The organism is Cyanobium sp. T1B-Tous, from assembly GCF_024345475.1.
Taxonomy (GTDB): Bacteria; Cyanobacteriota; Cyanobacteriia; order PCC-6307; family Cyanobiaceae; genus Cyanobium_A.
Genome location: NZ_JAGQBE010000013.1, coordinates 16570 through 40845, shown reverse-complemented (window position 1 = coordinate 40845; position 24276 = coordinate 16570). Strand labels below are relative to the sequence as shown.

The 24276-nt window shown below is 67.5% G+C and carries 30 protein-coding genes and 1 tRNA gene; 14 read left to right on the top strand and 17 right to left on the bottom strand.

Translation table 11 applies throughout. The features are described from left to right. Nucleotides 1-58: 58 nt before the first annotated feature. The 7 genes from KBY71_RS05195 to KBY71_RS05165 form a co-directional block, all read right to left on the bottom strand. A tRNA-Pro gene (locus tag KBY71_RS05195) sits at nt 59-132 on the bottom strand. A 14-nt stretch (nt 133-146) separates the two neighbouring features. Continuing rightward, nucleotides 147-479, bottom strand: a complete 333-nt coding sequence (locus tag KBY71_RS05190; protein ID WP_254927898.1) for a hypothetical protein — start codon at nt 477-479, stop codon at nt 147-149. Between the two features lie 26 nt (nt 480-505). Next, nucleotides 506-688 (bottom strand): hypothetical protein, encoded by a 183-nt coding sequence (locus tag KBY71_RS05185; RefSeq protein WP_254927897.1) that lies wholly within the window; start codon nt 686-688, stop codon nt 506-508. A gap of 3 nt (nt 689-691) precedes the next feature. Next, entirely contained in the window at nt 692-1039 is a 348-nt protein-coding gene (locus KBY71_RS05180) for a hypothetical protein (protein ID WP_254927896.1), read from the bottom strand. A gap of 3 nt (nt 1040-1042) precedes the next feature. Next, entirely contained in the window at nt 1043-1741 is a 699-nt protein-coding gene (msrA, locus tag KBY71_RS05175; RefSeq protein ID WP_254927895.1) for a peptide-methionine (S)-S-oxide reductase MsrA, read from the bottom strand. A 26-nt stretch (nt 1742-1767) separates the two neighbouring features. After that, complete coding sequence (locus KBY71_RS05170; RefSeq protein ID WP_254927894.1) at nt 1768-2046, bottom strand: hypothetical protein; 279 nt, start codon at nt 2044-2046, stop codon at nt 1768-1770. 136 nt (nt 2047-2182) lie between these two features. Continuing rightward, nucleotides 2183-3964 carry an ABC transporter ATP-binding protein gene (locus KBY71_RS05165; protein ID WP_254927893.1) on the bottom strand — a complete coding sequence of 594 codons (1782 nt, stop codon included), beginning with the start codon at nt 3962-3964 and terminating at the stop codon, nt 2183-2185. Nucleotides 3965-4040: 76 nt separating this feature from the next. On the opposite strand from KBY71_RS05165, the gene KBY71_RS05160 reads away from it, so the two are divergent. From KBY71_RS05160 to KBY71_RS05120, 9 genes are all read left to right on the top strand, one after another. Further along, nucleotides 4041-4358: a DUF3288 family protein gene (locus KBY71_RS05160; protein ID WP_254927892.1), complete on the top strand. Its 318-nt coding sequence runs from the start codon at nt 4041-4043 to the stop codon at nt 4356-4358. Nucleotides 4359-4511: 153 nt separating this feature from the next. Then, on the top strand, nt 4512-5555 hold the full coding sequence (gene trpD / locus KBY71_RS05155) for an anthranilate phosphoribosyltransferase (protein ID WP_254927891.1): 1044 nt from the start codon (nt 4512-4514) through the stop codon (nt 5553-5555). After that, nucleotides 5552-6715, top strand: coding sequence for a glutamine-hydrolyzing carbamoyl-phosphate synthase small subunit (carA, locus tag KBY71_RS05150; protein ID WP_254927890.1), 1164 nt, complete (start codon nt 5552-5554; stop codon nt 6713-6715). The genes trpD and carA overlap by 4 nt, the downstream gene beginning before the upstream one ends. Before the next feature lie 123 nt (nt 6716-6838). Then, entirely contained in the window at nt 6839-7183 is a 345-nt protein-coding gene (locus KBY71_RS05145) for an STAS domain-containing protein (RefSeq protein ID WP_254927889.1), read from the top strand. A 37-nt stretch (nt 7184-7220) separates the two neighbouring features. Continuing rightward, nucleotides 7221-7607 carry a ribonuclease III domain-containing protein gene (locus tag KBY71_RS05140; RefSeq protein ID WP_254927912.1) on the top strand — a complete coding sequence of 129 codons (387 nt, stop codon included), beginning with the start codon at nt 7221-7223 and terminating at the stop codon, nt 7605-7607. A gap of 15 nt (nt 7608-7622) precedes the next feature. Further along, nucleotides 7623-9296: a 23S rRNA (guanosine(2251)-2'-O)-methyltransferase RlmB gene (rlmB, locus tag KBY71_RS05135; protein WP_254927888.1), complete on the top strand. Its 1674-nt coding sequence runs from the start codon at nt 7623-7625 to the stop codon at nt 9294-9296. A gap of 61 nt (nt 9297-9357) precedes the next feature. Beyond that, a complete protein-coding gene (locus KBY71_RS05130; protein WP_254927887.1) occupies nt 9358-9600 on the top strand; it encodes a DUF1816 domain-containing protein in 243 nt (80 codons plus the stop codon). Nucleotides 9601-9641: 41 nt separating this feature from the next. Continuing rightward, the gene (gatA, locus tag KBY71_RS05125) at nt 9642-11102 is read left to right on the top strand and encodes an Asp-tRNA(Asn)/Glu-tRNA(Gln) amidotransferase subunit GatA (protein WP_254927886.1); all 1461 of its coding nucleotides are present in this window, start codon (nt 9642-9644) and stop codon (nt 11100-11102) included. A 111-nt stretch (nt 11103-11213) separates the two neighbouring features. After that, nucleotides 11214-14744 (top strand): DNA polymerase III subunit alpha, encoded by a 3531-nt coding sequence (locus KBY71_RS05120; protein WP_254927885.1) that lies wholly within the window; start codon nt 11214-11216, stop codon nt 14742-14744. On the opposite strand, the gene KBY71_RS05115 is transcribed toward KBY71_RS05120, so the two are convergent. The 3 genes from KBY71_RS05115 to ruvA all read right to left on the bottom strand — a co-directional run bounded on the left by KBY71_RS05115 (nt 14745) and on the right by ruvA (nt 16198). Continuing rightward, nucleotides 14745-15179 (bottom strand): PAM68 family protein, encoded by a 435-nt coding sequence (locus KBY71_RS05115; RefSeq protein ID WP_254927884.1) that lies wholly within the window; start codon nt 15177-15179, stop codon nt 14745-14747. It abuts the gene before it with no gap. An 11-nt stretch (nt 15180-15190) separates the two neighbouring features. After that, complete coding sequence (rpsO, locus tag KBY71_RS05110) at nt 15191-15460, bottom strand: 30S ribosomal protein S15 (protein WP_094559543.1); 270 nt, start codon at nt 15458-15460, stop codon at nt 15191-15193. A gap of 90 nt (nt 15461-15550) precedes the next feature. Beyond that, nucleotides 15551-16198: a Holliday junction branch migration protein RuvA gene (gene ruvA, locus KBY71_RS05105; protein ID WP_254927883.1), complete on the bottom strand. Its 648-nt coding sequence runs from the start codon at nt 16196-16198 to the stop codon at nt 15551-15553. Between the two features lie 24 nt (nt 16199-16222). Here ruvA and KBY71_RS05100 point away from each other — a divergent pair, with 24 nt between their 5' ends. Then, nucleotides 16223-16714 carry a hypothetical protein gene (locus KBY71_RS05100; protein ID WP_396095072.1) on the top strand — a complete coding sequence of 164 codons (492 nt, stop codon included), beginning with the start codon at nt 16223-16225 and terminating at the stop codon, nt 16712-16714. A 7-nt stretch (nt 16715-16721) separates the two neighbouring features. On the opposite strand, the gene KBY71_RS05095 is transcribed toward KBY71_RS05100, so the two are convergent. Further along, nucleotides 16722-16964, bottom strand: a complete 243-nt coding sequence (locus tag KBY71_RS05095) for a hypothetical protein (RefSeq protein WP_254927882.1) — start codon at nt 16962-16964, stop codon at nt 16722-16724. A gap of 87 nt (nt 16965-17051) precedes the next feature. On the opposite strand from KBY71_RS05095, the gene KBY71_RS05090 reads away from it, so the two are divergent. After that, nucleotides 17052-17495, top strand: coding sequence for a hypothetical protein (locus KBY71_RS05090; protein WP_254927881.1), 444 nt, complete (start codon nt 17052-17054; stop codon nt 17493-17495). Here KBY71_RS05090 and KBY71_RS05085 read toward each other — a convergent pair. Beyond that, the gene (locus KBY71_RS05085; RefSeq protein WP_254927880.1) at nt 17470-18294 is read right to left on the bottom strand and encodes a DMT family transporter; all 825 of its coding nucleotides are present in this window, start codon (nt 18292-18294) and stop codon (nt 17470-17472) included. The two genes, KBY71_RS05090 and KBY71_RS05085, sit on opposite strands and share 26 nt — an antisense overlap. Nucleotides 18295-18365: 71 nt before the next feature. On the opposite strand from KBY71_RS05085, the gene dnaG reads away from it, so the two are divergent. Both dnaG and KBY71_RS05075 read left to right on the top strand, forming a co-directional pair. Continuing rightward, on the top strand, nt 18366-20444 hold the full coding sequence (dnaG, locus tag KBY71_RS05080) for a DNA primase (protein ID WP_254927879.1): 2079 nt from the start codon (nt 18366-18368) through the stop codon (nt 20442-20444). 54 nt (nt 20445-20498) lie between these two features. Then, entirely contained in the window at nt 20499-20807 is a 309-nt protein-coding gene (locus KBY71_RS05075) for a hypothetical protein (protein WP_254927878.1), read from the top strand. Nucleotides 20808-20826: 19 nt separating this feature from the next. Here KBY71_RS05075 and KBY71_RS05070 read toward each other — a convergent pair whose 3' ends face one another. After that, nucleotides 20827-21459: an isoprenylcysteine carboxylmethyltransferase family protein gene (locus KBY71_RS05070; RefSeq protein WP_254927877.1), complete on the bottom strand. Its 633-nt coding sequence runs from the start codon at nt 21457-21459 to the stop codon at nt 20827-20829. A gap of 67 nt (nt 21460-21526) precedes the next feature. On the opposite strand from KBY71_RS05070, the gene KBY71_RS05065 reads away from it, so the two are divergent. Beyond that, entirely contained in the window at nt 21527-21805 is a 279-nt protein-coding gene (locus KBY71_RS05065) for a hypothetical protein (RefSeq protein ID WP_254927876.1), read from the top strand. 19 nt (nt 21806-21824) lie between these two features. Here the strand turns inward: KBY71_RS05065 and KBY71_RS05060 are convergent, their stop codons facing one another. The 4 genes from KBY71_RS05060 to KBY71_RS05045 all read right to left on the bottom strand — a co-directional run bounded on the left by KBY71_RS05060 (nt 21825) and on the right by KBY71_RS05045 (nt 24225). Next, entirely contained in the window at nt 21825-23129 is a 1305-nt protein-coding gene (locus tag KBY71_RS05060; protein ID WP_254927875.1) for a Y-family DNA polymerase, read from the bottom strand. 7 nt (nt 23130-23136) lie between these two features. After that, nucleotides 23137-23523 (bottom strand): LexA family transcriptional regulator, encoded by a 387-nt coding sequence (locus KBY71_RS05055; RefSeq protein ID WP_254927874.1) that lies wholly within the window; start codon nt 23521-23523, stop codon nt 23137-23139. A 67-nt stretch (nt 23524-23590) separates the two neighbouring features. Continuing rightward, entirely contained in the window at nt 23591-23851 is a 261-nt protein-coding gene (locus KBY71_RS05050; RefSeq protein WP_254927873.1) for a hypothetical protein, read from the bottom strand. Continuing rightward, nucleotides 23848-24225, bottom strand: coding sequence for a hypothetical protein (locus KBY71_RS05045; protein WP_254927872.1), 378 nt, complete (start codon nt 24223-24225; stop codon nt 23848-23850). The genes KBY71_RS05050 and KBY71_RS05045 overlap by 4 nt, the downstream gene beginning before the upstream one ends. Nucleotides 24226-24276: the final 51 nt, after the last annotated feature.

Genomic DNA, 24276 nt, shown 5'->3' with positions numbered 1-24276 from the left:
AAAAACCGCCCTGGGGAGGGCGGTGGGGAGGTGCTGACGGAACAGCCGGATCTTGAAATCGGAGCGACAGGATTTGAACCTGCGACCCCCACTACCCCAAAGTGGTGCGCTACCAAGCTGCGCTACGCCCCGGCAGAAGGAAGCTATCACAACGCTTTGCGCCGTTTCAGCCGGCGAATCAGCACACCGGTGAGCCGGTCCCGGTTGAGCCTGGCGTAGCCCGGAATGCGCAGTTGGCGGGCCAACAGCCTCAGCTCGGCGACGGCCATGCCGGCCAGCCGCAACTCGGGCAGCTTTTGCCAGGCGGCGGCCTCCGCTGGCAGGTTGGACCCCTGGCGACTGCCCGTGAAGCCCAGCAGGGCCCCGCCCGCCATCCACTCCGGCACCAGCACAAACAGCACCGCCAGCAGCCCGTAGAGCTCCACGAGCCCCTTCGGCAGGGGGTGCAGCTGCCGGGGATTCCCCCCTGGCTGGCTCACCGCGCGTTTCGGTCGATCGGGCTCAGTCACAGCAGGGCAGGGCTGGCCCCAGGTTGCCAGCCCCCGACCTGGGCCGAGGGACCCTCACGCCACTGCAGCTGGGGTTCGGGCCGCGGGTTCAGCTTGACGCTCCAGAACACCAGGGCGAAGCAGACGCCCAGGGTGATCAGCAATCCCAGAATCACCACCCGATCGGGCAACGGAGACATCGCTCAGACCTGCTCGGTGCGGAGGCACTCCAACCGACGTGACAGCTGCTCCATGGTCAGCACGTCTCCCTTGAGGATCAGGGTCATCTGCTCATTCCGGTAGCGCAGGCCGGGCAGGTCGGAGGCTTCCCGGAACAGGGTGGAGCGGAACCTGCCGGCGATCAGCGAGGCCTGGGCGTCATTGCGCTCGAGGGTCACCCGGCGTTGATCGGGACAGAGGAACTGTTCGGTGATGCCGTAGTCCTCCCACCAGGGGGATCCCATCGCCAGGGAGCTGGGACCCAGCGGTTGCAGCGAAAGCAACTGGGAGGCCAGGAGTGGCAGGAGGGGTGGGAGGGGCAACACCGGCATCGCTTAGGCCAGCTGGATGGGGGCATTGTCACCCCGCAGCACGCAGTGGGCCACCGTCCAGTCGTAGGCCTCCCACACCCGGGGATCGAGCTTGTAGGCCGCCCCGTCGAAGGAGCCCAGTCTCTGGCCGCTGGGCTGGGCGGAGCAATAGGGACGGCTGCCCGGTTTGGCCAGGTACTGCTGGTGATAGGGCTCGGCGTACCAGAGGGTCTGGTGGGTGAGGACTTCCGTGGTGATGGGGCCGTAGCCCGCCTGGCCCAGCAGCACCTGATAGGCCGCCTGGCTGGCTTGGGCCTGGGCGAGCAGGGCCGGATCGTCCACGTAGATCACCGAGCGGTACTGGCTGCCGCGATCATTGCCCTGGCGATTGCCCTGGGTGGGGTCATGGCACTCCCAGAACAGCTTCAGCAGGTCGCTGAAGTCGATCCGCGTGGTGTCCCACACCACCCGCACCACTTCGCTGTGGCCCGTGCTGCCGGAGCAGACCTGCTGGTAGGTGGGCTTGTCCAGGGAGCCCCCGGCGTAGCCCACCGCGGTGGTCACCACCCCGGGCAGGCGCCAGAACCCCTTTTCAGCCCCCCAGAAACAGCCACAGCCGAACACCGCTTCGCCCTGACCCTCCCGGACCGGGGCATCAATCGCTGTTCCCAGCACCGCATGGGTGGACTGGGTCTGGGGAGCGGTCTGAAACAGCCCGAACACAGGCCCTCTGCTGAAGAAATCCGAGCCTAGGTGGCCTCTTTTGCGGCTGCGTCGGGCTCGAAGGCGATGTGGTTCAGCAGGGTGGTGGTGAAGGCAAAGAGCAGGAAGGGCAGGGAGAGCACCAGGATCAAGCCCACCCCCACCAGGGCGAAGATCGGCTTGCTGGCTCCCATCAGGGCCAGGCCCGCCGCCAGGCTCGCGAAGATCACCAACATCCAGATCAGGATCTGGCCGTAGATGTCGCCGAAGGTCAGGGTGCAGCGCAGCCGGTACGGCCAGCCGGTGAATGGGGCAGCGGGCTCCATGGCGCAGGACTTGGGCGGGGGTACTGACTCCACCTAAGCCCCGGCGCCGGGGCTTGTCCGAACTGCTCAACAAGTGTTGAGATCAGCCCGCAGCTTTCAGCTGCTTCGATCAGCCCGCAGCTTTCAGCTGCCGCGGTCAGCCCGCAGCTTTCAGCTGCTCGGTGGCCTGTTCCCGATCCCAGAGGCGCTGATAGGTGCCCCGCTGGGTGAGCAAGTCGTTGTGGGTCCCCTCCTGCACCAGCCGGCCGTCTTCGAGCACGAGCACCCGGTCGCAGGCGGCAGCGGCCGAGAGCTGGTGGCTGATCATCAAGATCGTGCGACCGTCGTGCTGGGCTGAGGTCTCCTGGCGGGAGCGCTCCTCCCGAATGCTGCGCAGAATTTCGGCGGCGGTGGTGTTGTCCACACTGGCCAGGGCGTCGTCGAGCACCAGCAGGGGGCTCTGAACCAGCAGGGCCCGGCCCAGCGCCGTGCGCTGGCGTTGCCCGCCACTGAGGGTGATTCCCCGTTCACCCACCAGGGTGTCGTAGCCGTCCGGAAAGCCCTTGATGTCCCCGTCCAGCCGGGCCTGGCGCGCCGCTTCGCGCACCCGCTCCAGCGGCGCCTCCGGTTCGCCGTAGCGCAGGTTGTCCGCCAGGCTGGCGGTGAACAGGTAGCCCTCCTGGGGCACCAGCCCAACCCGGCCGCGGAGGTCGGCCAGATCCAGGGTGGTGATGTCGACGCCGTCGAGCCACAACTGGCCAGGATCCACCTGCACCATGCGGCCCAGGGCCCGGGCCAGGGTCGTCTTGCCGCAGCCCACCGGTCCGACCACCGCCACCAGTTCCCCCGGTTGCAGCGCAAAGCTCACGTCCACCAGCGCTGGCCTGGGGGCATTGGGGTATCGCACCGTGAGCCCACGGGCTTCCACCGCCCCGCGGCTGGGCTGGCCGGGGGCCTGGGGGACCCGGGGAGACACCACCAGGGGTTGCCGCCGCAGCAGCTCCTCGACCCGCTCCAAGCTCACCTGCCCAGTCTGGAAGGTGTTGAGGGTGAAGCCCAGCAGGGCCGTCGGGAAGACCAGCCGTTCGACAAACAGAATCAGGGCCACCAGGTCGCCGATCGTGAGTCGACCGCTCTCCAGCTGGCCGCTACCCAAGGCGAGCAGGAGCAGCAGGCTGATCGAGGAGATGCCTTCCAACAGGGGGAACAGCGTGCTGCGGGTGCGCGCCAGGTTGAGGGCCGCATCCCGATAGACGCGGTTGCGTCCCGCAAAGGCCTGCTCCTCGGTGGCTTCCTGGCCGTAGATCTTGATGGCGCTGATGCCGGAGAGGTCCTCCTGGATCAGGTCGCTGAGGGAGGCAAGGGCCTCCTGCTGGCGCCGCTGCTGGCGCATCATGCGACCGCCGAACAGCCGCACCACCATCAGCATCACCGGATAGAGCCCCACCGCTGCCAGGCTCAGCCAGGGGTCGATGGCGAGCATGGCCGGCAACGTGAGGGCGTAGGCCAGCGCGGTGTTGGTGAGGCTCAGCACGGCGAAGCCGAGCAGGCGCCGCACATTTTCCACATCACTGGTGGCCCGGCTGATCACCTCGCCACTGCCGGTGGTCTGCACCCAGCCGGGTTCCTGCAGCAGCAGGTGATCGAAGATCTGCTGCTTGAGGTCGGCCTCCACCTGCCGGCCCACCCCAAACACCTGCATGCGGGAGTAGAGCCGCACGGCCCCCATCGCCGTGGCCAGCGCGACGATCAATCCCGCTTGGGCGAGCACGTCCCGCAGGGCAAAACCATCCTGGAGGTCGTCGATCACCTGCCGCACCAGCAGCGGAATCGAGACGCTCAGCAGGTTCACCACCACCAGGGCCGCCATGCCCCGCAGCACCACTTTGCGGTGGGGCCGCAGGTAGCGGCCAATCAGATCCAGCCGGATGGCACCCATCGGGGCCGGGTTCACAGGAACCCCCAACCTAGGGAGCGGCTTTTCCGGCAGGCTGGGGGCCCCGAGCGGCCCTGCCATGGACACCGGCAACCCCGACCAGAGTCATCCTCTCTATGCCATTGATCGGGATGTGGTGGATCGCCTGCTCGCCGCCGAGGTGCCGGCGGACGATCACCTCGTGGATGCGGCCCGGCTGCTGATGCGCTACGAGGGATTTCCCGGGGCCCACGACCTCAGCGCCGATCTCGCCAAGGCCCTGCGGCTGTGGGGCCTGACGCGGCAGGACCTGCACGCGCGCACCCGCAGCATCTGGGAGGGGGGGTATCGGCCCGCGCCGGTGGCGGCCGAGGCCGTCGGATCCAGCTTCGACACCGCCGATCAGGAGCAGGCCTAAACGAAATGTCCCCTGGGCATCGCCAATTTCACCCTCTTCGGGTGATAGTGGAAGCGTCCCCATCACCCGGCCCGGCGTGCTTTGCACCCGGGCTTTTTACTGGCCCCCCTTGCTGGCCCCCGGATTCGTCACTGCCCTCTGAAACCTCCTGCCATGCTCCAAGCCCAATCGTGGCCTGCCCTGCTGGAGCAACTGCTCAACGGCACGCCGCTCATGGAGGAGCAGGCCACGGCCCTGATGCGGGGCTGGCTGGACGAGCAGATTGATCCCGTGCTCACCGGAGCCCTGCTGGCCGCCCTGCGTGCCAAGGGCGTCAACGGCGTGGAACTGGCCGCCATGGCCCAGGTGCTGCGTGAGGCCTGCCCCTTGCCCGGGGCCCGGCCTGACCTCGACCTGGTCGACACCTGCGGCACCGGCGGTGATGGGGCCGACAGCTTCAACATCTCCACCGCTGTGGCCTTTGTGGCCGCCGCCTGTGGAGCCCATGTGGCCAAGCACGGCAACCGCAGTGCCAGTGGCCGGGTGGGATCGGCGGACGTGCTCGAAGCCCTGGGCATTCATCTCCTCGCTCCCCAGGAGCAGGTGGTGGCGGCCCTGCCCCAGGCGGGGCTCACCTTTCTGTTCGCCCCGGGCTGGCATCCGGCCCTGGTGGGTCTGGCCCCCCTGCGGCGCACCCTCGGCGTGCGCACGGTGTTCAACCTGCTCGGCCCCCTGGTGAACCCCCTGCGCCCCGATGCCCAGGTGCTGGGTGTGGCCCGGGCCGACCTGCTCGATCCCATGGCCGAGGCCCTGGCTCGCCTCGGTCTGCGCCGGGCCGTGGTGGTGCACGGCCATGGGGGCCTCGATGAGGCTTCCCTGGCCGGGGTGAATGCCCTGCGCCTGGTGGAGGCCGGCTCGGTACGGGCCGACCAGCTTGATCCGGAGGCCCTGGGCTTGCAACGGGCCCCGATCGAAGCGCTGGCCGGGGGGGATCTCTCCGCCAATCGAACGATTCTCGAGGCGGTGCTCCAGGGTCGCGGAAGCCAGGCCCAAGCCGATGTGGTGGCCCTGAATGCGGCCCTGGTGCTGTGGGCGGCTGGCCGGGCCGACAGCGTGGCGGAGGGACTGGATCAGGCCCGCCAAGCGTTGGCCTCTGGCCAGGCCTGGAGCGCCCTGGAGCGCCTCCGCGTCGCCTTGCCCGCCCCCGCTGCGGGATGATCGCCCCAACTGTGCTGGATCCCGTGAGCGAGCCCTCTGCCACTGCCCTGTTGGTGCTGGCCGATGGCACGGTGTTGCGGGGGGAGGCCTTTGGCGCCCGCGGCACGGCCATCGGGGAGGTGGTCTTCAACACCGGCATGACCGGGTATCAGGAGGTGATGACGGACCCCAGCTACTCCGGTCAGCTGGTCACCTTCACCTATCCCGAGCTCGGCAATACCGGCGTGAATCCGGACGATCAGGAGGCTGACCGTCCCCATGTGCGTGGCGTCATTGCCCGCCAGCTGTCCCCAAGGGCCAGCAACTGGCGCTCGCAAGGCGATTTGGAGGCCTGGTTGACCCAGCACGGGGTGGTCGGCATCCGGTCCGTCGACACCCGGGCCCTGGTGCGGCACCTGCGGGAGGGTGGTGCCCTCAACGGGGCCATCAGCACCGACGGCACCCCGCCGGCAGAGCTGCTTGCCCAGGTGCGCTCGGCCCCCTCGATGCAGGGGCTCAACCTGGCGGCCCAGGTCACGACCCGCGAGCCCTACCACTGGTCCCAGACCTGCGGAGCCAGCTTCGACACCCGGCTGCAGGTCAACCCCGAACGCCCTTACCGCGTCGTGGCGATCGATTTCGGCATCAAGCGGGCCATCCTGGAGCGCTTGGTGGCCCACGGCTGTGACGTCACGGTGTTGCCGGCCGATGCCAGCCTCGACCAGGTGCTCAGCCATAGCCCCGAGGGGGTGTTCCTCTCGAACGGCCCTGGAGATCCGTCTGCCGTCAGCAGTGGCATCGACCTGGCCCGGGGGTTGCTGGCCCAGAACGACCTGCCGGTGTTCGGCATCTGCCTCGGGCACCAGATCCTCGGCCTGGCCCTCGGCGGACGCACCTTCAAGCTCGGCTACGGCCATCGCGGCCTCAACCATCCCTGCGGCAGCCCTGGCCAGGTGGAGATCACCAGCCAGAACCATGGTTTTGCCTTGGACGCGGAGTCGTTGCCGGCCGATCGGGTGCGGGTGACCCACCTCAATCTCAACGACCGCACCGTGGCTGCCCTGGAGATGCGGCACGCCCCGGTCTTCGGGGTGCAGTACCACCCGGAGGCCAGTCCGGGACCCCACGACGCCGATCACCACTTCGCCCGCTTCACGGCCCTGATGGCCTCACGCCGCTGAGCTTGGCCCCGATGGGTTGGCGTGCTGTCGCAGTTTTGTTGCGACTGCTGCAGCGACAAAATTGCTCTCTACACTTCGGCCCAGAACGGATCGAGGGCTGGAGCCATTCAAGACCTGCAGCGATTGACGGTGTCCCTGCGAGGGGGCTTCGAGCAGCAGGCCCACTGCCAGCTGTTCCGGTTCACCGGCCAGCTGGATGCCTACTCCGATAAGCAGTTTGGTGACTTCATCGCCTCCCACCGCGGGATGGGGCAGCCCCTGGTGATCGATCTGAGCCATATCGACTTCATCGACTCCTCTGGCCTGGGGGCCCTGGTGCAGCTGGCCAAGCAGTGCAACACCGACCAGCAACAGTTTCTGGTGGTGGGCAATGCCCGGGTGGTGCAGACCGTGAAACTGGTGCGCCTCGAGGACTTCCTGCATCTCCAGCCCGATCTCGACACCGCCCTTGGCAACCTCGCTGCCTGAGCGGGTTGACGGTGGCTCCGGGGCCGCAACCAGCTGGCTGACCGGGTTGCCTCGCCAGCCCCCCAGCGGCGACCTGGGCCCCGTCCAGCTCGCCTGGCTGGGGGATGCGGTGTGGGAACTGCACCAGCGGTTGCAGCGCTGTCGGCGGCCCGCCCGGTCCCAGACCCTCCATCAGGAGGTGGTGCAGGCGGTGCGCGCCGATGCCCAGGCCAAGGCGCTGGAATGCCTCGATTCGGTGCTCCACGAGGCCGAACGGGACCTGGTGCGGCGGGGGCGAAACCGGGCCGGACGGGGCCCCCGTCGGGGGGACGCGGCGGCCTATGGCCAGGCCACCGGCTTCGAGGCTTTGCTCGGCTGGCTGTTTCTCCACGACCCGCCCCGGTTGGCCGAGCTGCTAGATCACTTGAAGGAGATCGATCCATAACCAGCGGGAAACGCCATGAGCCCACGATTTGAACGCCGTCCGGACAAGCGGACGGGGGCCGGGGGCCGCGGGGCTGGACGCCCCCCCCGCTTCAGTGGTCCCAAGCCCGAATGGCGACGCGATGGCGAGCAGCCGCGCCGGGAGGGGAGTAGTGATCGATCCAGCAGCCGGGGCGAACGCCCTCCGCTCGACAGCAAGCCCTACGACCGGAGGCCCCAGGCCCGTCGCGGGGATGGGGGCCGTCCCGTGGGCCGCCGGCCCGATGTCCGTCGGATTGAGGGTGGCCGGCCCGAGCGGCCCCGGTTTGAGGCAGGCCGTCCCGATGCAGGCCGTCCCGATGCAGGTCGTCCTGAGGCAGGCCGTTTTGAGCGCGGTCGTCCGGAGGGGGGCCGCTTTGAGCGGGGGCGCCCGGACGGAAGCCGCTTCGGGGGTGGCCGTCCCCAGGGGCGCCGATTCGAGGGAGGCCGCCCCACCGGGGGCCGTTCTGAAGGGGGCCGTTTTGGAGGATCCCGGTTTGAAGGATCTCGGTTTGAAGGTTCCCGTGGGGGCCCGGGCCGCTTCGCGCCCAAGCCCCTGATCGTGGATGCCGACAGCCTCCCGCCCTCTGGTGAGGCCGAGCGCCACAGCGTTGACCCCAGCACGGACCTGATCTGGGGACGCCACCCGGCCCAGGCCGCCCTGGAGAGTGGCCGGCCGATTCACCGGGTGTGGTGCACGCCGGAGATGCGCTTCAGCCCCAAATTTCTGCAATTGCTGCGGGAGGCGAAGTCGTCCGGTGTGTTGGTGGAGGAGGTCACCTGGGCGCGGCTGGGACAACTCACCGGTGGTGCGGTGCACCAGGGCATCGCCCTGCAAACCGCTGCCGCTGAGACCCTCGACCTCCCAACCCTGATCGAGGGGTGCGCCAGCATCGGCGAACCCCCGCTGCTGATGGCGGTAGACGGCCTCACGGACCCTCAGAACCTGGGGGCCATCGTGCGCAGCGCCGAGGCCCTCGGTGCCCATGGATTGGTGCTGCCCCAACGCCGTAGTGCTGGTCTCACCGGCTCGGTCGCCAAGGTGGCGGCCGGCGCCCTGGAGCACCTTCCCGTCGCCCGCGTGGTCAACCTCAACCGCGCCCTCGACACCCTCAAGCAGGAGGGGTATCGGATTGTGGGCCTGGCGGCGGAGGGCACCGTCAGCCTGGAAGAGGTGGATCTGGAAGGGCCACTGGTGATCGTGACCGGCTCGGAGGGTGATGGACTCTCCATGCTGACCCGTCGCAACTGCGACCAGCTGGTGCGCATTCCCCTGCGGGGGGCGACCCCCAGCCTCAACGCCTCCGTGGCCACCGCCCTACTCCTCTATGAGGTGGCGCGTCGTGGCTGGATGAAGGGGCTCAGCGGATCCCAGCCGGCCCCGCGGCTCGTGAGGCCCCAGCTCCCTGCTCCGGCCGCCTCGGCCAGCGCTCCCGATACCGAGGTTGATGGGATAGAGGTCGATGGGATGGAGGTCGAGGGGATGGCCTCCCTGGGCCCCATCACCGAGCCGGAGATCGATGTTGAAGCCGAACCGGAGGAGTCGGTGGAGCCGATGGTGCTGGGCGAGCCCACGGCACCCCCCCCAGCCGATGTCCCAGTGGACTCCGAGGTGGACCTGGGCCTGAGCCCGGCGCGCGCTCCCGGGTTCTGGGGAGACATTCAGTTGTGAGCCTCTCCGTACCTTCCGGCCCTCGGGCCGGGCAGAATGCAGGCATTCCTGCCCCCGCCCCATGAATCCCTTGCTGTGGCCCGTGCGCAGCTGCGCCAATGGTCTGGGCCTGGCTTGGTGGGCGCGGGTGGAGACGCATTCTCCCGATGCGGTCTACTGGTTTGGCCCCTTCGTGCGTCGTGGCACGCTCGACAGCCACCTGCCTGCCTTCCTGGCCGACATTCAGGCCGAATCTCCTGGATCCCTGGAGCACCGGGTGCTGCGCACCCGGCGGGGTGAACCCCTCACCGAGTTCGGTGGATGAGGGTCGGCTGATAGCGTCCAGACCAACTGGCAATCGGGTGGATGGGGATCGCCGAATGGCGTGATCAACTGAGCAGGGGCGACGTGTCGGCCCGGGAGCTCACGGATCACCACCTGGCCCGCATTGCTGCGGTGGATTCCACCGTCCACGCCTTTCTGGAGGTGACGGCGGAGCGGGCCCGGGCCGATGCCGATCGCATCGATGCCCGCCGGGCTGCCGGTGAAGCCCTGCCTGCCCTGGCGGGAATTCCCCTGGCCATCAAGGACAACCTCTGCACCAAGGGGGTGGCCACCACCTGTTCCAGCCGGATGCTGGAGCACTTCGTGCCTCCCTACGAGAGCACGGTCACCGAGCGCCTCTGGCAGGCCGGCGGTGTGCTGCTCGGCAAGACCAATCTCGACGAGTTCGCCATGGGCAGCTCCACCGAGACCTCGGCCTTTGGCCCGAGCCGCAACCCCTGGAATCCGGACAAAGTGCCCGGTGGCAGCTCCGGTGGCAGTGCCGCCGCGGTGGCCGCCGGCGAGTGCCTGGCCTCCCTCGGATCCGACACCGGCGGCTCGATTCGCCAGCCCGCTGCCTTTTGCGGTGTGGTCGGTCTGAAGCCCACCTACGGCCGCGTCAGTCGCTACGGCCTGGTGGCCTTCGCCAGCTCCCTCGACCAGGTGGGTCCCTTCACCACCAGCGTGGCCGATGCGGCCGAACTGCTGCAGGTGATCGCCGGCGCTGACCCCCGCGATGCCACCTGCCTCAAGGCCCCGGTGCCCGACTACCGCGCCGCCCTGCAGCAGCCGGTGGCTGGGCTGCGGGTGGGGATTGTGCGCGAGTGCTTCGAGGCCGAAGGGCTCGATCCCCAGGTGAAGGCGTCGGTGATGGCGGCGGCGGCCCAGCTGGAAGCCCTGGGCTGCGAGCTGGTGGAGGTGAGTTGCCCCCGGTTCAACGATGGCATCGCCACCTACTACGTCATCGCCCCATCGGAGGCGTCGGCCAACCTGGCCCGATACGACGGCGTCAAATACGGCTACCGCTCGCCGGATGCGGCCAGCCTGGCCGAGATGACGGCCCGCAGCCGGGCGGAGGGCTTTGGCGATGAGGTGCAGCGCCGCATCCTGATCGGCACCTACGCCCTCTCAGCCGGGTACGTGGATGCCTACTACAAGAAAGCCCAGCAGGTTCGCACCCTGATCCGCCGCGACTTCGACCGGGCGTTCGAGGCGGTCGATGTGCTGCTGACGCCCACCTCCCCCACCACCGCCTTTGGCTTTGGTGCCCATGCGGAGGACCCCCTCGCCATGTACCTGGCCGACCTGCTGACCATTCCCGCCAACATGGCCGGTTTGCCGGCAATCAGCCTTCCCTGCGGCTTCGACCTGCAGGGTCTGCCCATCGGTCTGCAGCTGATCACGGGCGTGCTGGAGGAGCCGCGTCTGCTCCAGGTGGCCCACCACTACGAGCAGGCGGCCCGGGTCATGGAGGCTCGCCCCACAGCTGAGTTGGTTCCCTAGGCGAGCCCTAGATCTGGTGCATGTTCTGCGTTTCCTGTGGGCCAGCACACTGGATCTTGCGTCGTCGCCTAGCCTGAACCAGCCTTTGGCGCCCCCCGGCCGTCTCGCTCCTTGGCCTTCGTTCCACTCCACAACCACAGCGACTACAGCCTCCTGGATGGGGCCAGTCAGCTGCCGGCCATGGTGGAGCGGGCCGTTGCGCTCGGCATGCCAGCCCTGGCCCTCACCGACCACGGCGTCATGTACGGCGCCATCGAGTTGCTGAAGCTCTGCACCAAGGCTGGAATCAAGCCGATCATCGGCAACGAGATGTATGTCATCAATGGCTCCATTGATGATCCCCAGCAGAAAAAAGAGAAGCGCTACCACCTGGTGGTGCTGGCCAAGAATGCGGTGGGCTATCGCAACCTGGTGAAGCTCACCAGCATCAGCCACCTTCGCGGCATGCGTGGCCGGGGAATCTTTGCCCGGGCCTGCATCGACAAGCAGCTGCTGGCCCAGTACAGCGAAGGGCTGATCGTGGCCACCGCCTGCCTGGGGGGTGAGATTCCCCAGGCCATCCTGAGGGGGCGGCCCGAGGTGGCCAGGGAGGTGGCCGGTTGGTATCAGCAGACCTTCGGCGACGACTTCTACCTGGAGATCCAGGACCATGGCGGCATTGAAGATCGCATTGTTAACACCGAGATCGCCCGCATCGGCGCGGAGCTGGGCATTGAGCTGATCGCCACCAACGACGCCCACTACCTCAGCGCCAACGATGTGGAGGCCCACGACGCGCTGCTCTGCGTGCTCACCGGCAAGCTGATCAGCGATGAGAAACGGCTGCGCTACACCGGCACCGAATACATCAAGGGCGAAGCTGAGATGCTGGCCCTGTTTGGTGATCACCTGCCCGAGACCGTGATTGCTCGGGCGGTGGCGAATACCGCCCGTGTAGCCGAGAAGGTGGAGGCCTATGACATCCTCGGCCGCTACCAGATGCCCCGTTTCCCCATTCCCGCGGGCCACACCCCGGTGAGCTATCTCACCGAAGTGGCGGAACTGGGCCTGCGGGATCGCCTGCACCTGGACAGCGCTGTGCCGTTTGAGCCGGAGTATGGGGAGCGCCTGGCTTTTGAGCTGCAGGTGATGGAGCAGATGGGCTTCCCCACGTACTTCCTCGTGGTGTGGGACTACATCCGGTTTGCGCGGGAGAACGGCATTCCGGTGGGGCCTGGCCGGGGATCGGCGGCGGGCTCGTTGGTGGCCTACGCCCTTGGCATCACCAATATCGACCCGGTTACCAATGGGCTGCTCTTTGAGCGCTTTCTCAACCCGGAGCGCAAGTCGATGCCGGATATTGACACCGACTTCTGCATCGAGCGCCGTGGCGAGGTGATCGACTACGTCACCCAGCGCTATGGCGAAGAGAAGGTAGCCCAGATCATCACCTTCAACCGCATGACCTCGAAGGCCGTGCTCAAGGATGTGGCACGGGTGCTCGACATTCCCTATGGCGATGCCGATCGGCTGGCCAAGCTGATTCCCGTGGTGCGGGGCAAACCCGCCAAACTCAAGGAGATGATCGGCGCCGAATCGCCGGCGCCTGAGTTTCGCGAGAAGTATGAGAAAGACCCAGTGGTCAAGCGCTGGGTGGATATGGCCATGCGCATCGAGGGAACCAACAAGACCTTTGGCGTGCATGCCGCCGGTGTGGTGATTGCCGCCGAGCCCCTCGATCAATTGGTGCCCCTGCAGCGCAACAACGACGGCCAGGTGATCACCCAGTACTTCATGGAAGACGTGGAGTCGATGGGCCTGCTGAAGATGGACTTCCTGGGTCTGAAAAACCTCACCATGATCGATAAGACCGTCGATCTGGTGGAGCAGAGCAGCGGTGTGAGAGTGGATCCCGATGATCTTCCTCTCAACGATGAGGGCACCTACGCCCTATTGGCCCGCGGTGATCTCGAGGGAATTTTTCAGTTGGAATCCAGCGGCATGCGCCAGATCGTGCGCGACCTCAAACCTTCGTCCCTGGAAGATATTTCCTCCATTTTGGCCTTGTACCGACCAGGCCCCTTGGACGCGGGTCTGATTCCCAAATTCATCAATCGCAAGCATGGTCGTGAAGCGATTGACGTCGCCCACGAAAAGCTGGAGCCGATCCTCAAGGAGACCTACGGGATCATGGTCTACCAGGAGCAGATCATGAAAATTGCCCAGGATCTGGCTGGCTACTCCCTGGGTGAAGCCGACCTGTTGCGGCGGGCGATGGGCAAGAAGAAGAAAAGCGAGATGGAGAAGCACCAAAGCCTCTTCGTGAGTGGTGCCACCGAAAGGGGAGTGGAGGCACGGGTTGCGGAAGCTCTGTTTGAACAGATGGTGCTCTTTGCTGAATACTGCTTCAACAAAAGCCACTCCACCGCCTACGGGGCAGTGACCTATCAAACCGCCTACCTCAAGGCCCACTATCCGGTGGCCTACATGGCGGCGTTGCTCACCGTGAATGCCGGCGACAGCGCCAAGGTGCAGCGTTACATCGCCAATTGCAACGCCATGGGCATCGAGGTGATGCCTCCAGATGTGAATGCCTCCGGCATCGATTTCACACCCGTTGGTGATCGCATCCTTTTCGGCCTCTCGGCCGTGCGCAATCTCGGGGATGGGGCGATTCGGCAGTTGATCGAGTGCCGCCTGGCGGATGGTCCCTTTGACAGCCTGGCGGAACTCTGTGATCGCATCCCGGGTCAGCAGCTCAACCGCCGGGCCATGGAGGCCCTAATCCATTCCGGTGCCCTCGATGCCCTCGAGCCCAGGGCCAACCGTGCCCAGTTGATGGCCGACCTCGATCTGGTGATCGACTGGGCCAGGTCCCGGGCCAAGGACCGTGCCAGCGGTCAAGGCAATCTCTTCGATCTGCTTGCTGGTGCCGCCGCCAGCGACCCCGCGGGCCCCGCGGCAGCCGACCTCAGCACGGCCCCGAAGGCAGCGCCGGTGCCCGACTACCCGCCCACCGAGAAACTGCGGTTGGAGAAGGAGCTGGTGGGCTTCTATCTCTCGGACCACCCCCTCAAGCAGCTGGCCCGGCAGGTGAAGCTGCTCTCACCGATCGCCCTGGGCCAACTCGAGGAGATGGCGGACAAGGCCAAGGTGAGTGCGGTGGTGATGGTGCCCGAAATCCGCCAGGTCACCACCCGAAAGGGCGATCGGATGGCCGTCTTGCAGCTGGAGGATCTCACCGGCAGCTGTGAGGCCGTGGTGTTCCCCAAGAGCTACGCGCGCCTGGCCGACCACCTGATGGTGGATGCCCGGCTGCTGGTGTGGGCCTCTGTCGACCGCCGCGATGATCGGGTGCAGCTCATCGTCGACGACTGCCGCTCCATCGATGATCTGCAGTTGCTGATGGTTGATTTGCCGGCCGATCAGGCGGCTGACATTGCCATCCAGCACAGGCTGCGGGAGTGCCTGCACCGCCACAAGCCCCCCCAGGAGGAGGCCGGCCATCGGGTGCCGGTGGTGGCCCTGGTTCATCAGGCCGACCAAACCCGTTTCGTTCGGCTTGGTCCCCAGTTCTGCGTGGGAGATGTGGGCGCCGCCCTCGACACGCTCACGGCGGCCGATTTTCAGGCCCGGATCAGTTCCCCGCTGTTGGCCGCCTGATCAGGCCTGGGGGCCATTGCCGCCATTGCGCATGCTCTTGATCGAGCTGCGCAGCCGGCTGATGTTCACGCCGATCTGCTCGGTGCCAAGCAGGGTTCCTGGCTTGTCTTCCCAGCTGGCGGAGAGGACGCCGAAACTCAGGCCCATCACGCCCAGAAAAAAACAGGCTCCTGATGCCGCCAGGGTGACTCCGGTGGGGACGTCCACAATCTGACGGCTCACCAGGAGGTAGCTGCCCACAAAGACGCCCATCCCCATCACGGTGGGGATGCCCGTGCCAATGGCGATGCGCCGAGCCATGCGGTTGGCGACGGCATCAGGAATCACCTGCTGCCCCGTGCTGCGCTGTTTGGCGGAGGGGCGTGCGGGTTGCCCCGGTGGTTGGCGCTTGGCCTTGCCGGCTGGAGCACGACCTTGAATGCCCTTGCCGGCCATGAATGCTCCGGTCAGCCGCGGATGCCGAGCTTGGCGATCAGGGCGCTGTAGCGCTCCTTGCTGATGCCGTTGAGGTAGCCGAGCAGGCGCTTGCGGCGGCCGATCATCTTCAGCAGGCCCTGCCGGGAGGAGAAGTCGTGCTTGTTCTTCTGGAGATGGCCCGTCAGCTGGCTGATCCGCTCACTGAGCATGGCCACCTGCACTTCCACGGAGCCGGTGTCGGTGCCGTGGGTCTGGTGACCGTTGATCAGTTCCTGCTTTTTGGTGGTGGTGAGCGGCATGGGCTGGGGAGTGAAGCGCAGGCTGGGCCCGGGCTGGGGACCTACGGTGCAAGCGACCACCATACCGCCCAGTGGTCAGGGGGGATCGGATCAGGCGACCTGGCGGGATAGCCAGCGCAGGCATTCCCGGATCCAGTCTTCCGCGGGCGCCCCAGCCGCCAAGCTCCCCACCGCCACGGCCCGTAGGGCGCGGTGGATTTCCAGGGCTTCGTAGCCCAGGGCCGCCAGGGTGAGGTGCACCTCATCGCGGCCTGAGGCCGGCAGCAGGGAGAGGTCTGCCAGGGGATCTGAGTCCTCCTGCTCCTCCAGCTGGCCAAGAAACCGCTGTTGCAGCCGGGTGCGCAATTCCACGGCCAGTCGCTCGGCGGTGCGCTTGCCCACCCCGGGTGCCTGGCAGAGGCGGCGCAGGTCGGCCTGCACGATCGCCTGCACCAATTCCCCCGGGTCCATCGCCCCGAGCAGGCCCAGGCCCATCTGGGGCCCCACGCCCGTCACGGCCACCAGTTCGCGGAACAGGTCCCGCTCGTGGCGTTCGCCAAACCCGTAGAGCAGCCAGGCGTCGTCGCGGATGGCGTGGTGGATGTGCAGGCTCAGGGCACTGCCTTCCCCAGGCAGTTGCTGCCATTGCCGCTGGGTCACCTGGACGTCGTAGCCCACCCCCTGGCAGACCAGCATCAGGCCGAACCGTTTGTCCTGCTGCCAGGGGTGGGTGAGTTGCCCTTGCAGCCAGCCGATCATGGGAGCAGTGAAAGGTTCCCCATCGTGCCCGCCCTGCCCAGCGATGCCCAGCCCAATTCGCCCCCAACCTGGACTCCCGTCTGGTGGCGCCGGCTGTTGGGCTGGCTCTTGCCCGTGATGGTGGTGTTGCCCCTGGCTCTGGCCGGATGCAGTGGCGTCGGTCAGCCGCCGCGTTCCGTGTTGCTGCAGGCCCTGGAGCTGCAGATCCAGCTCACCCAGGGGGCCATTGCCGAGGCCCTCGCCCTGGACTCCGGTGGAACCCCCGAGGTGAGCCGGGTGCGGGTGTCCCAGCAGGAGTCGGTGCCCATCGGCGAGGCGAAGGGTCTGCGGGTGGTGGGTCAGTTCGACTGGCGTCTGGCCGGCGATCCGATTCGGGTTGACAGCCCCTTCGAGCTCTACCTGGAGCGGGGGGAACGGGGCCAAAGCTGGCGCCTGGCCCGCCCCCGTGGCGATGCGCTCACCGCCAGCCCCGGCGTGCAGGCCTGGATCACGGACCCCCTCCCCCTCAAGGGCTGATCTCGGTTCAGGGGGCCGGTGGTGCTCCCCACTGCACCTCGCAGCTGTACAGCGTGATGCCATCCACCATGTTTTCGGTGCAGTTGCTGGAGGTGATCACCTCTCCGGGCAGCATGCCCACCGTGGCACTGCGGATCGCTTCCGCCTGGCTCACGTTCGATTGCCCGATGGCGCCGCCTGCCCGGCAGGGCAGGGCTAGGAGCCCTGACATCGCCGCCAACAGCGCTGGCAGCAGAACGGCATGGCGCATGGGATCGCTCCAGAACGGTCGTTGCTTGCGTTCTAGGCCGGAAGCCCAGGGCTGGCCAGGTTGGCGGTGAACCGCAAGACTCAGGCCATGGAGACCAGCCCCCCGCCCTGGCTGCCCGACAGCGTGGCCCGCACCTATCCGGGCTGGGTGCAGCGCAAGGCGGTCACCCTGTGCAAGCGCGATCAGAAACGCGGTGGTAGCGGCAACGTGCAGCAGTACCGGCTCGCCATTCACCAGGCCGTGCTGGCCTCAGGCGGCCGCGACCACTGGACCGGTGAACAACTCGACTGGCACCTGATCGGCAGCTATGACCCCAAGCAGGCTGAAGCCGGCGGCGCGGAACACAAGCGACGGTTCGCGCTGCTTCCCACTCCCAGTCAACCCTCGGGGAGTCCCGAGCCCAATTTTGTGATCTGCGCCTGGCGCACCAACGACGCCAAGCACGACATGACCCCGGAGGAGCTGCTGGAGTTTTGCCGTCGGGTGGTGGCCCATGCCGAGCAGATCAGCGCACCGGCTGGCGGTGACTGAGGCTCACCAGGGTGGCCGCCAACACCAGTGCTGCGCCGGCGATCGTGGCTCCATCGATGGTCTCTCCGAACAGCAGCCAACCCCAGCCCCCCGCGAACACCACCTGCACATAGCTGATCGCCGTGGCCCGGGCCGCCGGCAGGGCCGTGAGGCTGCGGGTGAGGTACACCTGGCCCAGCTGGGTGAACACCCCCACCCCAATCAGCCAGGCCACCTCCCCAGGGGTCGGCAGCACCGGATGGAGCGCCACCAGCGGCAGGCTCAAGGGCAGGGCCACGAGCGGGAAATAGAACACGATCACCAGGGGATGCTCGCTCTGGCCGAGGGAGCGCACACTCACGTAGGCCAGGGCCGTGAACAGGGCCCCTGCCACGGCGATCAGCACCGGCTGCCAGGCGAGGGCCATGCTGCTGCCGGGCTGGGCCACCAGCAAGACCCCGGCCCAACCGAGGGCCATGGCGGCCAGCACCCGCTTGCCGATGCGCTCCCCCAGCATCAACCAGGCCAGCAGGGCGGTGAACGGGGGGTAGAGGTACTGCAGCACCGTGGCGGAGGCCAGGGGTAGGGCCGCCAGGGCCGCATACACACAGAGCAGGGCGGCCGTACCGATCACCCCGCGCCACACCAGCAGTCCGCGCCGCTGCCCCCAGGGCGGCACTCCGGCGCGGCGCAGCAGCCACCAGCTCAGGGCCACGCTGACAATCGCCCGGGCCAGGACCACCTCGGCAGCGGGGATACGCCCGCCCACCTGTTTCACGCACACCCCCATCAGGGAGAAACTCAGGGCGCTGGCCACCATCCCCAGCACGGCACGCCGGCCCCCGTCAGAATCAAGCGTCGCTTCAGTGCCCACCACCGCCTCCCCGTCCCTTGAGCCTGCCGCGTCTCCACCCCCGCACGATCGAGGCCGTCAAGGAGCGCGCCGACATCGTCGATGTGGTGGGCGAGCACGTGGTGCTCAAGAAAAAGGGTCGGGAGTACGTCGGCATCTGTCCCTTCCACGACGACACGTCACCGTCGATGACGGTGTCCCCGGCCAAGCAGTTCTACTACTGCTTCTCCTGCGGGGCGGGGGGCAATGCCATCAAGTTCCTGATGGAGCACCAGCGCCAGAGCTTCAGCGATGTGGTGCTGGAGCTCGCGCGCAAATACCAGCTGCCGATCGAAACCCTCGACGGCCCCCAGCAGGAACGGCTGCGCAAACAGCTTTCCCGCCGCGAGCAGCTGCACCGCGTGCTCACCCTGGCGGCGGGCTGGTTTCGCAGCCAGCTCCGCTCCGCCGAGGGAGCCGCAGCCCTGGCCTACCTGCGCGACAGCCGCGGCCTGAGTGAGGCCACCCTCGAGGCCTTTGAGCTCGGCTTTGCCCCCGATCGCTGGGATGGCCTGCTCTCCCACCTGCAGCAGGTGGAGGGGCTGGGGCCGGAGCTGTTGGAGGCGGCCGGCCTGGTGGTGCCCCGCAAGGGCGGTGACGGCTTCTACGACCGCTTCCGCGCTCGGGTGATGGTGCCCATTAAGGATCGCCAGGGCCGGGTGATCGGCTTCGGCGGCCGCAGCCTCGATGGCGGCGAGCCCAAATATCTCAACTCGCCGGAGACGGAGGTGTTTGAGAAGGGCAAACACCTGTTCGGGCTCGACAAGGCCAGCACGGCCATCCGCAAGGACGACCGGGCTGTGGTGGTGGAGGGCTATTTCGACGTGATCGCCCTCCATGCCGCGGGCATCACCAATGCGGTGGCGGCCCTGGGCACGGCACTCAGCAGCCAGCAGATCACCCAGCTCTGCCGCTGCTGCGAGAGCCGGCGGCTGATCCTCAACTTCGACAGCGATGGCGCCGGGGTGCGCGCCGCCCAGCGCGCCATCGGTGAGGTGGAGCAGCTGGCCCTGCAGGGCCAGCTCGAACTGCGGGTGCTGCACCTGCCGGCCGGTAAGGACCCCGACGAGTTCCTGCAGCAGCACGGTGCCGGTGAGTACCGCTCCCTGCTTGATCAGGCCCCCCTCTGGCTCGATTGGCAGATGGAGCAGGTGCTCGAAGGGCGCGATCTGGCCCGAGCCGACCAGTTCCAGCAGGCGGTGACGGCCCTGGTGTCCCTGCTCGGCAAGCTGCCCCAGAGCGCCGTGCGCAGCCACTACCTCCAGCGGGTGGCCGAACGGCTGAGCGGTGGCCAGGCCCGGCTGGCGATCCAGCTCGAAGATGACCTGCGCCAGCAGGTGAAGGGCCAGCGTTGGCATGGGCGCTCCCAGAAGTGGGAGCAGCCCGGCGAGGCGGGCCTGCGGGAGCGGGCTGAGGCGGAGTTACTGCGGCTCTACCTCCATTGCCCCACCCATCGCACCGCGATCCGGGTGGAGCTGCGCCAGCGGGAACTGGATGACTTCGCCCTGCAGCACCATCGCCTGCTCTGGGCCTCGATCAGTTCCCTGGAGGAGGACAACCTGGGCGTTGGTCGGCTGGAGGCGATCAACCGGGGCAGCGACCCTGGCCTCGAGCTGGCGGATCTTGACCTGCCCCGGTTGTTGGCCGACCTGCTGGTGGTGGAGCAGAGCGCCCTGCTCGGCCGGCTGACCCCCCTGCTGGAGCCGAGTGAACTGCAGCGGATGGCCCTCAGCCAGCCCCTGCTCCAGTTGCGCGGCGCCACGGCCGCCCTGGAACGGCAGAAGAGTGTCAAGCGCTGCCGGCACCTGCTGGATGCCTGGGGCAGTCAACGGCTCGAAACCCTGGAGCGCTGCATCGCCCGGCTGCTGGATGAGGAACGGCAGGAGGCCCGGGCCACGCCCTCAGGCCTGGCTCCGGTGAGCGACATGGAAGCGCGGATCGAGGCCCTCTTCGCCGAGCTCAATGGCGATGCCCTGCGCTTTCAGGAGCTCTACTACAACGAGCGCAAGCACCTGGAGCACCTCGATTCCCAGCGCTGTGCCGGCTATGGGGAGGTGATGGCCCAACCGGCCGCCTGAGCGCAGCGCCCGCTTCCCGTTTCAGCCTGTTGCCCTCCCACCCAGTTCGATTCGATGCCCCTGCCCTCCGTTCACCCCATGGGTGGTTTCGCCCCTTGCCTGGCCCTGCTCTGCCTGATGGCTCCCCCCGCTGGCTTGGCCCAGGGATGTTCCTGCGGCTGTGCCGAGCCCACCGTCGGCCAGATGGGCCCCGATGGTGCCTGCCTGTGCCCGTGTGAGCCCCTGCCGATTCCCGGCATCAACGCGGAAACGCTCTCCGGCCCCCCCAAACCGCCGATGGCTGGTGGACCACCCCCCACCTGGACCGTTGAGCCTGCGTTTGATGACGGTTTCGGCGGCCCCTTCTGGGATGACTGGTGGTGAGTGACGCCCGCTGGTGAGCTCACCAGAGCTGCACCAGGTGGGGGAGCCAACCCATGTTGCGGAATCCCTCCACCAACTCGATGATCGCGGCAATCCACACAAACCAGATGTCGCTCAGGATGTGGCGACGGAACAGGCGCGGGTTGCTGCTCCAGCTGGCTGGTTCGCGATAGAGCCGAGGCTGGGGCCAGAAGCGCGGTACGCGCTGCCGGTAGGTGCGGTAGGCGTCACCGAACAGCTCTTCGAGTCGCCGCTCCTCGCGGCCCATGATCCCGGGGTAATACAGGCCAAAGATCAACAGAAACAGCAGCGGGTAGGTGAGGGTTTCCGTGGTGAGTCCAACCCCCAGCATTCCGATGCCACTGAAGACGTAGAGGGGATTGCGACTGATCGAGTACGGACCCTCCGTCACCAGCTGGCCGTCCTTGCGGCCGGAGATGAAGAACGAGCACCAGATCCGCCCCGCCGCTCCGATGGCAGCCAGGGCCAATCCTGCGCTGTAGAGGAAGGTGGCCACGTCCTCGTGCTGCAGTTCCCAGCGGCTCTGGGTGAGGGCTACCACCGAGAACATCAGCACGGCCACCACTTTGGACAGTCCGGTGCGCTGCCGTTCCCACCAGGTTTTGCCTGCTGCAGGGGAGTTTTGACCCATGGAAGAACCTGATTCCCTTGTTTCTACTCCTCCTGCCGGAGAGCTCGATACGCTGCTTGCAGCTGGCATGCCCCCGTTCCGGTCCATGGTGTTTTTCGAGGCGTTCTGGCACGGTGAGGCCATCGGCGATGGTGGCGATCTCGAGGAAGCCCTGACGGCTTTCCGCGCCGTGCAATCCGAGCAATCCGATGGGATCTGCTGGAGCGAGGCCTGTGCCGAGCCGGCGGCCCAGCCCCATCTGCGGCGCTATGCCTCCTTCGAGGCCTACCTCGACAATGCCGACGAACTGGAAACCATTGCGGTGACGGCCGCCATGATCGAGGCCGCCCTGCAGGAGCTCGCCTGAGTTCCCGGTTGGGGCCCCTTCAGGCCTGCACCACCGGGATGGCGTCCAGCTGGGTGGTGGTTGACCGCGATAGGCGTGAGCGCCGCATCCGCCAGGGAGTGTGCAGCCCGGCCGCGGCCCATTGCACGGTGCCGCTGCCATAGCGCCGGTTGAGAGCATCGATCGCGGCCATCAGGGCCTCACGACGGTGTTGCTGTTCCTCGGGTAGCGGCAGCAGCAGGTGGTGCTGCAGGGTCGTGGTGCTCTGCAGGGCCTGCAGCAGCACGCCGGCCTTCTGCAGGGGCTTGTGGGGGCGGAACAGCTGCGGCACCAGGGGCAGGGCTGCCGCCAGCAGCACGGCCGTGTCATTGCTGGCCAGGGGCAGGCTCACGGTGGCGCTGTTGCTGTAGAAGCTGGTGCCGTTGAAGGGGCTGCTGCGCACAAACACCGTGATGGCGCCGGCCCGTTGCCGTTGCCGCCGCAACTTCTCCGCCGCCCGGCTCAGGTAGGTGGCGATCGCCTCTTTCAGCTCGGCTTGGGTGGTGATGGGCTGGCTGAAGCTGCGGCTGACGCAGGTTTCCCGCTTTGCAGCCGGCACCAACTCGAGCGGCAGACAGGCATGGCCGCGCAATTCCTGCTGCAGGCGCACGCCCACGACGCCGCAGCGCCGCCGCAGCTCTCCGGTGGGCATGTCCCGCAGGGCGCGGGCATGGCTGATGCCTCTCAGCCGGCACCAGCGGGAGAGCTGGCGGCCGATGCCCCAGACCTCTTCGACGGCGATCGCTTCGAGGTAGGGATCAGGGTCGGGGATGCTGCCGATGTCGAAGACGCCGTTGCGTGCCGGGGTCGTCTTGGCAACTCTGTTGGCGAGCTTGGCCAGCACCTTGCTCGGACCGATGCCCACGGCTACCGGCAGCCCGAGCTGGCACAGCACGTGGTGCCGCAGCTGCTGGCCCCAGCCGCTCAGGTCGCCGTTGCCGGCCGGTCGTCCCAATCGGCCAAAGGCCTCATCGATCGAGTAGATCTCCAGGGCTTCCACCCAGGGTTCCAGGGTGGCCATCAGCCGTTGGCTCATGTCGGCGTAGAGGGTGTAGTTGGAGCTGCGCACCACCACGCCCTGGCGCTCCAGATCCCGTCGCACCTGGAAGTAGGGCTGGCCCATGCGAATGCCGAGGGCTCGCGCCTCGGCGCTGCGCGACACGATGCAGCCGTCGTTGTTGGAGAGCACCACCAGCGGTCGGCCCAGCACGGCCGGATCCATCACCGCTTCACAGGAGGCGTAGAAGTTGTTGCCGTCGATCAGCACGATGGCGGGGTGGCTGCTGGCCAACGGACAGGACCCCATGGCTTGCTCAGCGATGGAGCGGTCTGGCTGCCAGGGCGCGGATCACGTGGAGCGCCACGCCCCAGAGCCGATGCTCGTCGGAGCGGCTCAGCTCCAGGGGGGGGTAGGCCGGATGGGCGGCTTCCAGCCGCAGCCGCCCCCGGTGCCGAGCCAGCCGCTTGAGGGTGAAACCCCCGTCGAGGTAGGCGACCACGATCTGGCCGACGCGGGGCTCCAGTCCCCGATCGACGATCAGCAGGTCGCCGTGACGGATGCCGGCTCCCTGCATCGACTCGCCGCTCACCCGCAGCAAAAAAGTGCTGGCACGGCAGCGGATCAGCTGCTCTTCAAGGCTGGTGGCCGTTGGCTCGAGGGTGCTGGGTGCGAGGGAGTTGGGAAGCGGGCGTGGAGCCAAGGGCAGACCGCAGATCCCTCGACACTAGTTCAGGCGTACTGATTTTGGAGGGGCGATGGGGCGCCCTTTAGCTCTGGGAGTCGCCTGAGTCGGATGGATCCGACGCACGGGCGTGCGGATCGGGGCTGGTGAAGCGCTGGTAGAGCCAAAAGCCGCCACCGCCCCAGGCCAGGGTCCACAGCACAAAGGTGGAGAGCGTGCCGAGCTGGCCGGTTTCCAGGGAATACACGCCCGCCTGGATCAACCCGGCGTCGATCAGGGATCCGCCGATGCCCCAGCCCAGCACCCAGCTGAATAGAAAGCCAATCGCCTGGAGATTGCCGGTCATGGGGGCGAGATTAGGTGCTGGTTGAAGCGGTGGATGAAGTGCGCCAGGGGCATGGGTCCGCAGCGGCGCTGCCAGCCCAGGCCTTGCGGATAGCGGCGCCAGCAGGACAGGCGGTTGCCGCGCCGATGGAGGCAGATCAGGTAGCGGTAGGTGGCGCCAGTGGTGGTTGGCGGGGCGTCTGACGCGGGCAGCGGCCGTAGCGGCTCGAACACCGCGGCGAGCTCCCACCAGCTGCGCGGCGGCTGCCCACTCGCACGCAGCGGGGAGCCGAGCAGGCTGGCGAGGTGCTGGGGAAAGCCAGCATCGGGGAGCCACCAGTGGCCCTGGCGGGACTGCTGGGTATCGAGCAGGGAGATCACGGCACCGCAGGCCATGGGCTGGGAAGGGAGGGACCCTTCACCAGTGCCCGGCCTGTCTCAGTCCAG

Coding starts and splice junctions, on each gene's coding strand:
- KBY71_RS05130 (WP_254927887.1), top strand. CDS start 9,358: ATGAATCCCTTGCTGTGGCCCGTGCGCAGCTGCGCCAATGGTCTGGGC.
- KBY71_RS05180 (WP_254927896.1), bottom strand. CDS start 1,039: ATGCCGGTGTTGCCCCTCCCACCCCTCCTGCCACTCCTGGCCTCCCAG.
- rpsO (WP_094559543.1), bottom strand. CDS start 15,460: ATGCCGCTCACCACCACCAAAAAGCAGGAACTGATCAACGGTCACCAG.
- ruvA (WP_254927883.1), bottom strand. CDS start 16,198: ATGATCGGCTGGCTGCAAGGGCAACTCACCCACCCCTGGCAGCAGGAC.
- KBY71_RS05170 (WP_254927894.1), bottom strand. CDS start 2,046: ATGGAGCCCGCTGCCCCATTCACCGGCTGGCCGTACCGGCTGCGCTGC.
- trpD (WP_254927891.1), top strand. CDS start 4,512: ATGCTCCAAGCCCAATCGTGGCCTGCCCTGCTGGAGCAACTGCTCAAC.
- KBY71_RS05050 (WP_254927873.1), bottom strand. CDS start 23,851: ATGACCGGCAATCTCCAGGCGATTGGCTTTCTATTCAGCTGGGTGCTG.
- KBY71_RS05185 (WP_254927897.1), bottom strand. CDS start 688: ATGTCTCCGTTGCCCGATCGGGTGGTGATTCTGGGATTGCTGATCACC.
- KBY71_RS05165 (WP_254927893.1), bottom strand. CDS start 3,964: ATGGGTGCCATCCGGCTGGATCTGATTGGCCGCTACCTGCGGCCCCAC.
- KBY71_RS05160 (WP_254927892.1), top strand. CDS start 4,041: ATGGACACCGGCAACCCCGACCAGAGTCATCCTCTCTATGCCATTGAT.
- KBY71_RS05060 (WP_254927875.1), bottom strand. CDS start 23,129: ATGGGGTCCTGTCCGTTGGCCAGCAGCCACCCCGCCATCGTGCTGATC.
- gatA (WP_254927886.1), top strand. CDS start 9,642: ATGGGGATCGCCGAATGGCGTGATCAACTGAGCAGGGGCGACGTGTCG.
- KBY71_RS05075 (WP_254927878.1), top strand. CDS start 20,499: ATGCCCCTGCCCTCCGTTCACCCCATGGGTGGTTTCGCCCCTTGCCTG.
- KBY71_RS05115 (WP_254927884.1), bottom strand. CDS start 15,179: ATGGCCGGCAAGGGCATTCAAGGTCGTGCTCCAGCCGGCAAGGCCAAG.
- KBY71_RS05095 (WP_254927882.1), bottom strand. CDS start 16,964: ATGCGCCATGCCGTTCTGCTGCCAGCGCTGTTGGCGGCGATGTCAGGG.
- KBY71_RS05085 (WP_254927880.1), bottom strand. CDS start 18,294: ATGGTGGCCAGCGCCCTGAGTTTCTCCCTGATGGGGGTGTGCGTGAAA.
- rlmB (WP_254927888.1), top strand. CDS start 7,623: ATGAGCCCACGATTTGAACGCCGTCCGGACAAGCGGACGGGGGCCGGG.
- carA (WP_254927890.1), top strand. CDS start 5,552: ATGATCGCCCCAACTGTGCTGGATCCCGTGAGCGAGCCCTCTGCCACT.
- KBY71_RS05070 (WP_254927877.1), bottom strand. CDS start 21,459: ATGGGTCAAAACTCCCCTGCAGCAGGCAAAACCTGGTGGGAACGGCAG.
- KBY71_RS05045 (WP_254927872.1), bottom strand. CDS start 24,225: ATGGCCTGCGGTGCCGTGATCTCCCTGCTCGATACCCAGCAGTCCCGC.
- KBY71_RS05065 (WP_254927876.1), top strand. CDS start 21,527: ATGCCCCCGTTCCGGTCCATGGTGTTTTTCGAGGCGTTCTGGCACGGT.
- KBY71_RS05090 (WP_254927881.1), top strand. CDS start 17,052: ATGGAGACCAGCCCCCCGCCCTGGCTGCCCGACAGCGTGGCCCGCACC.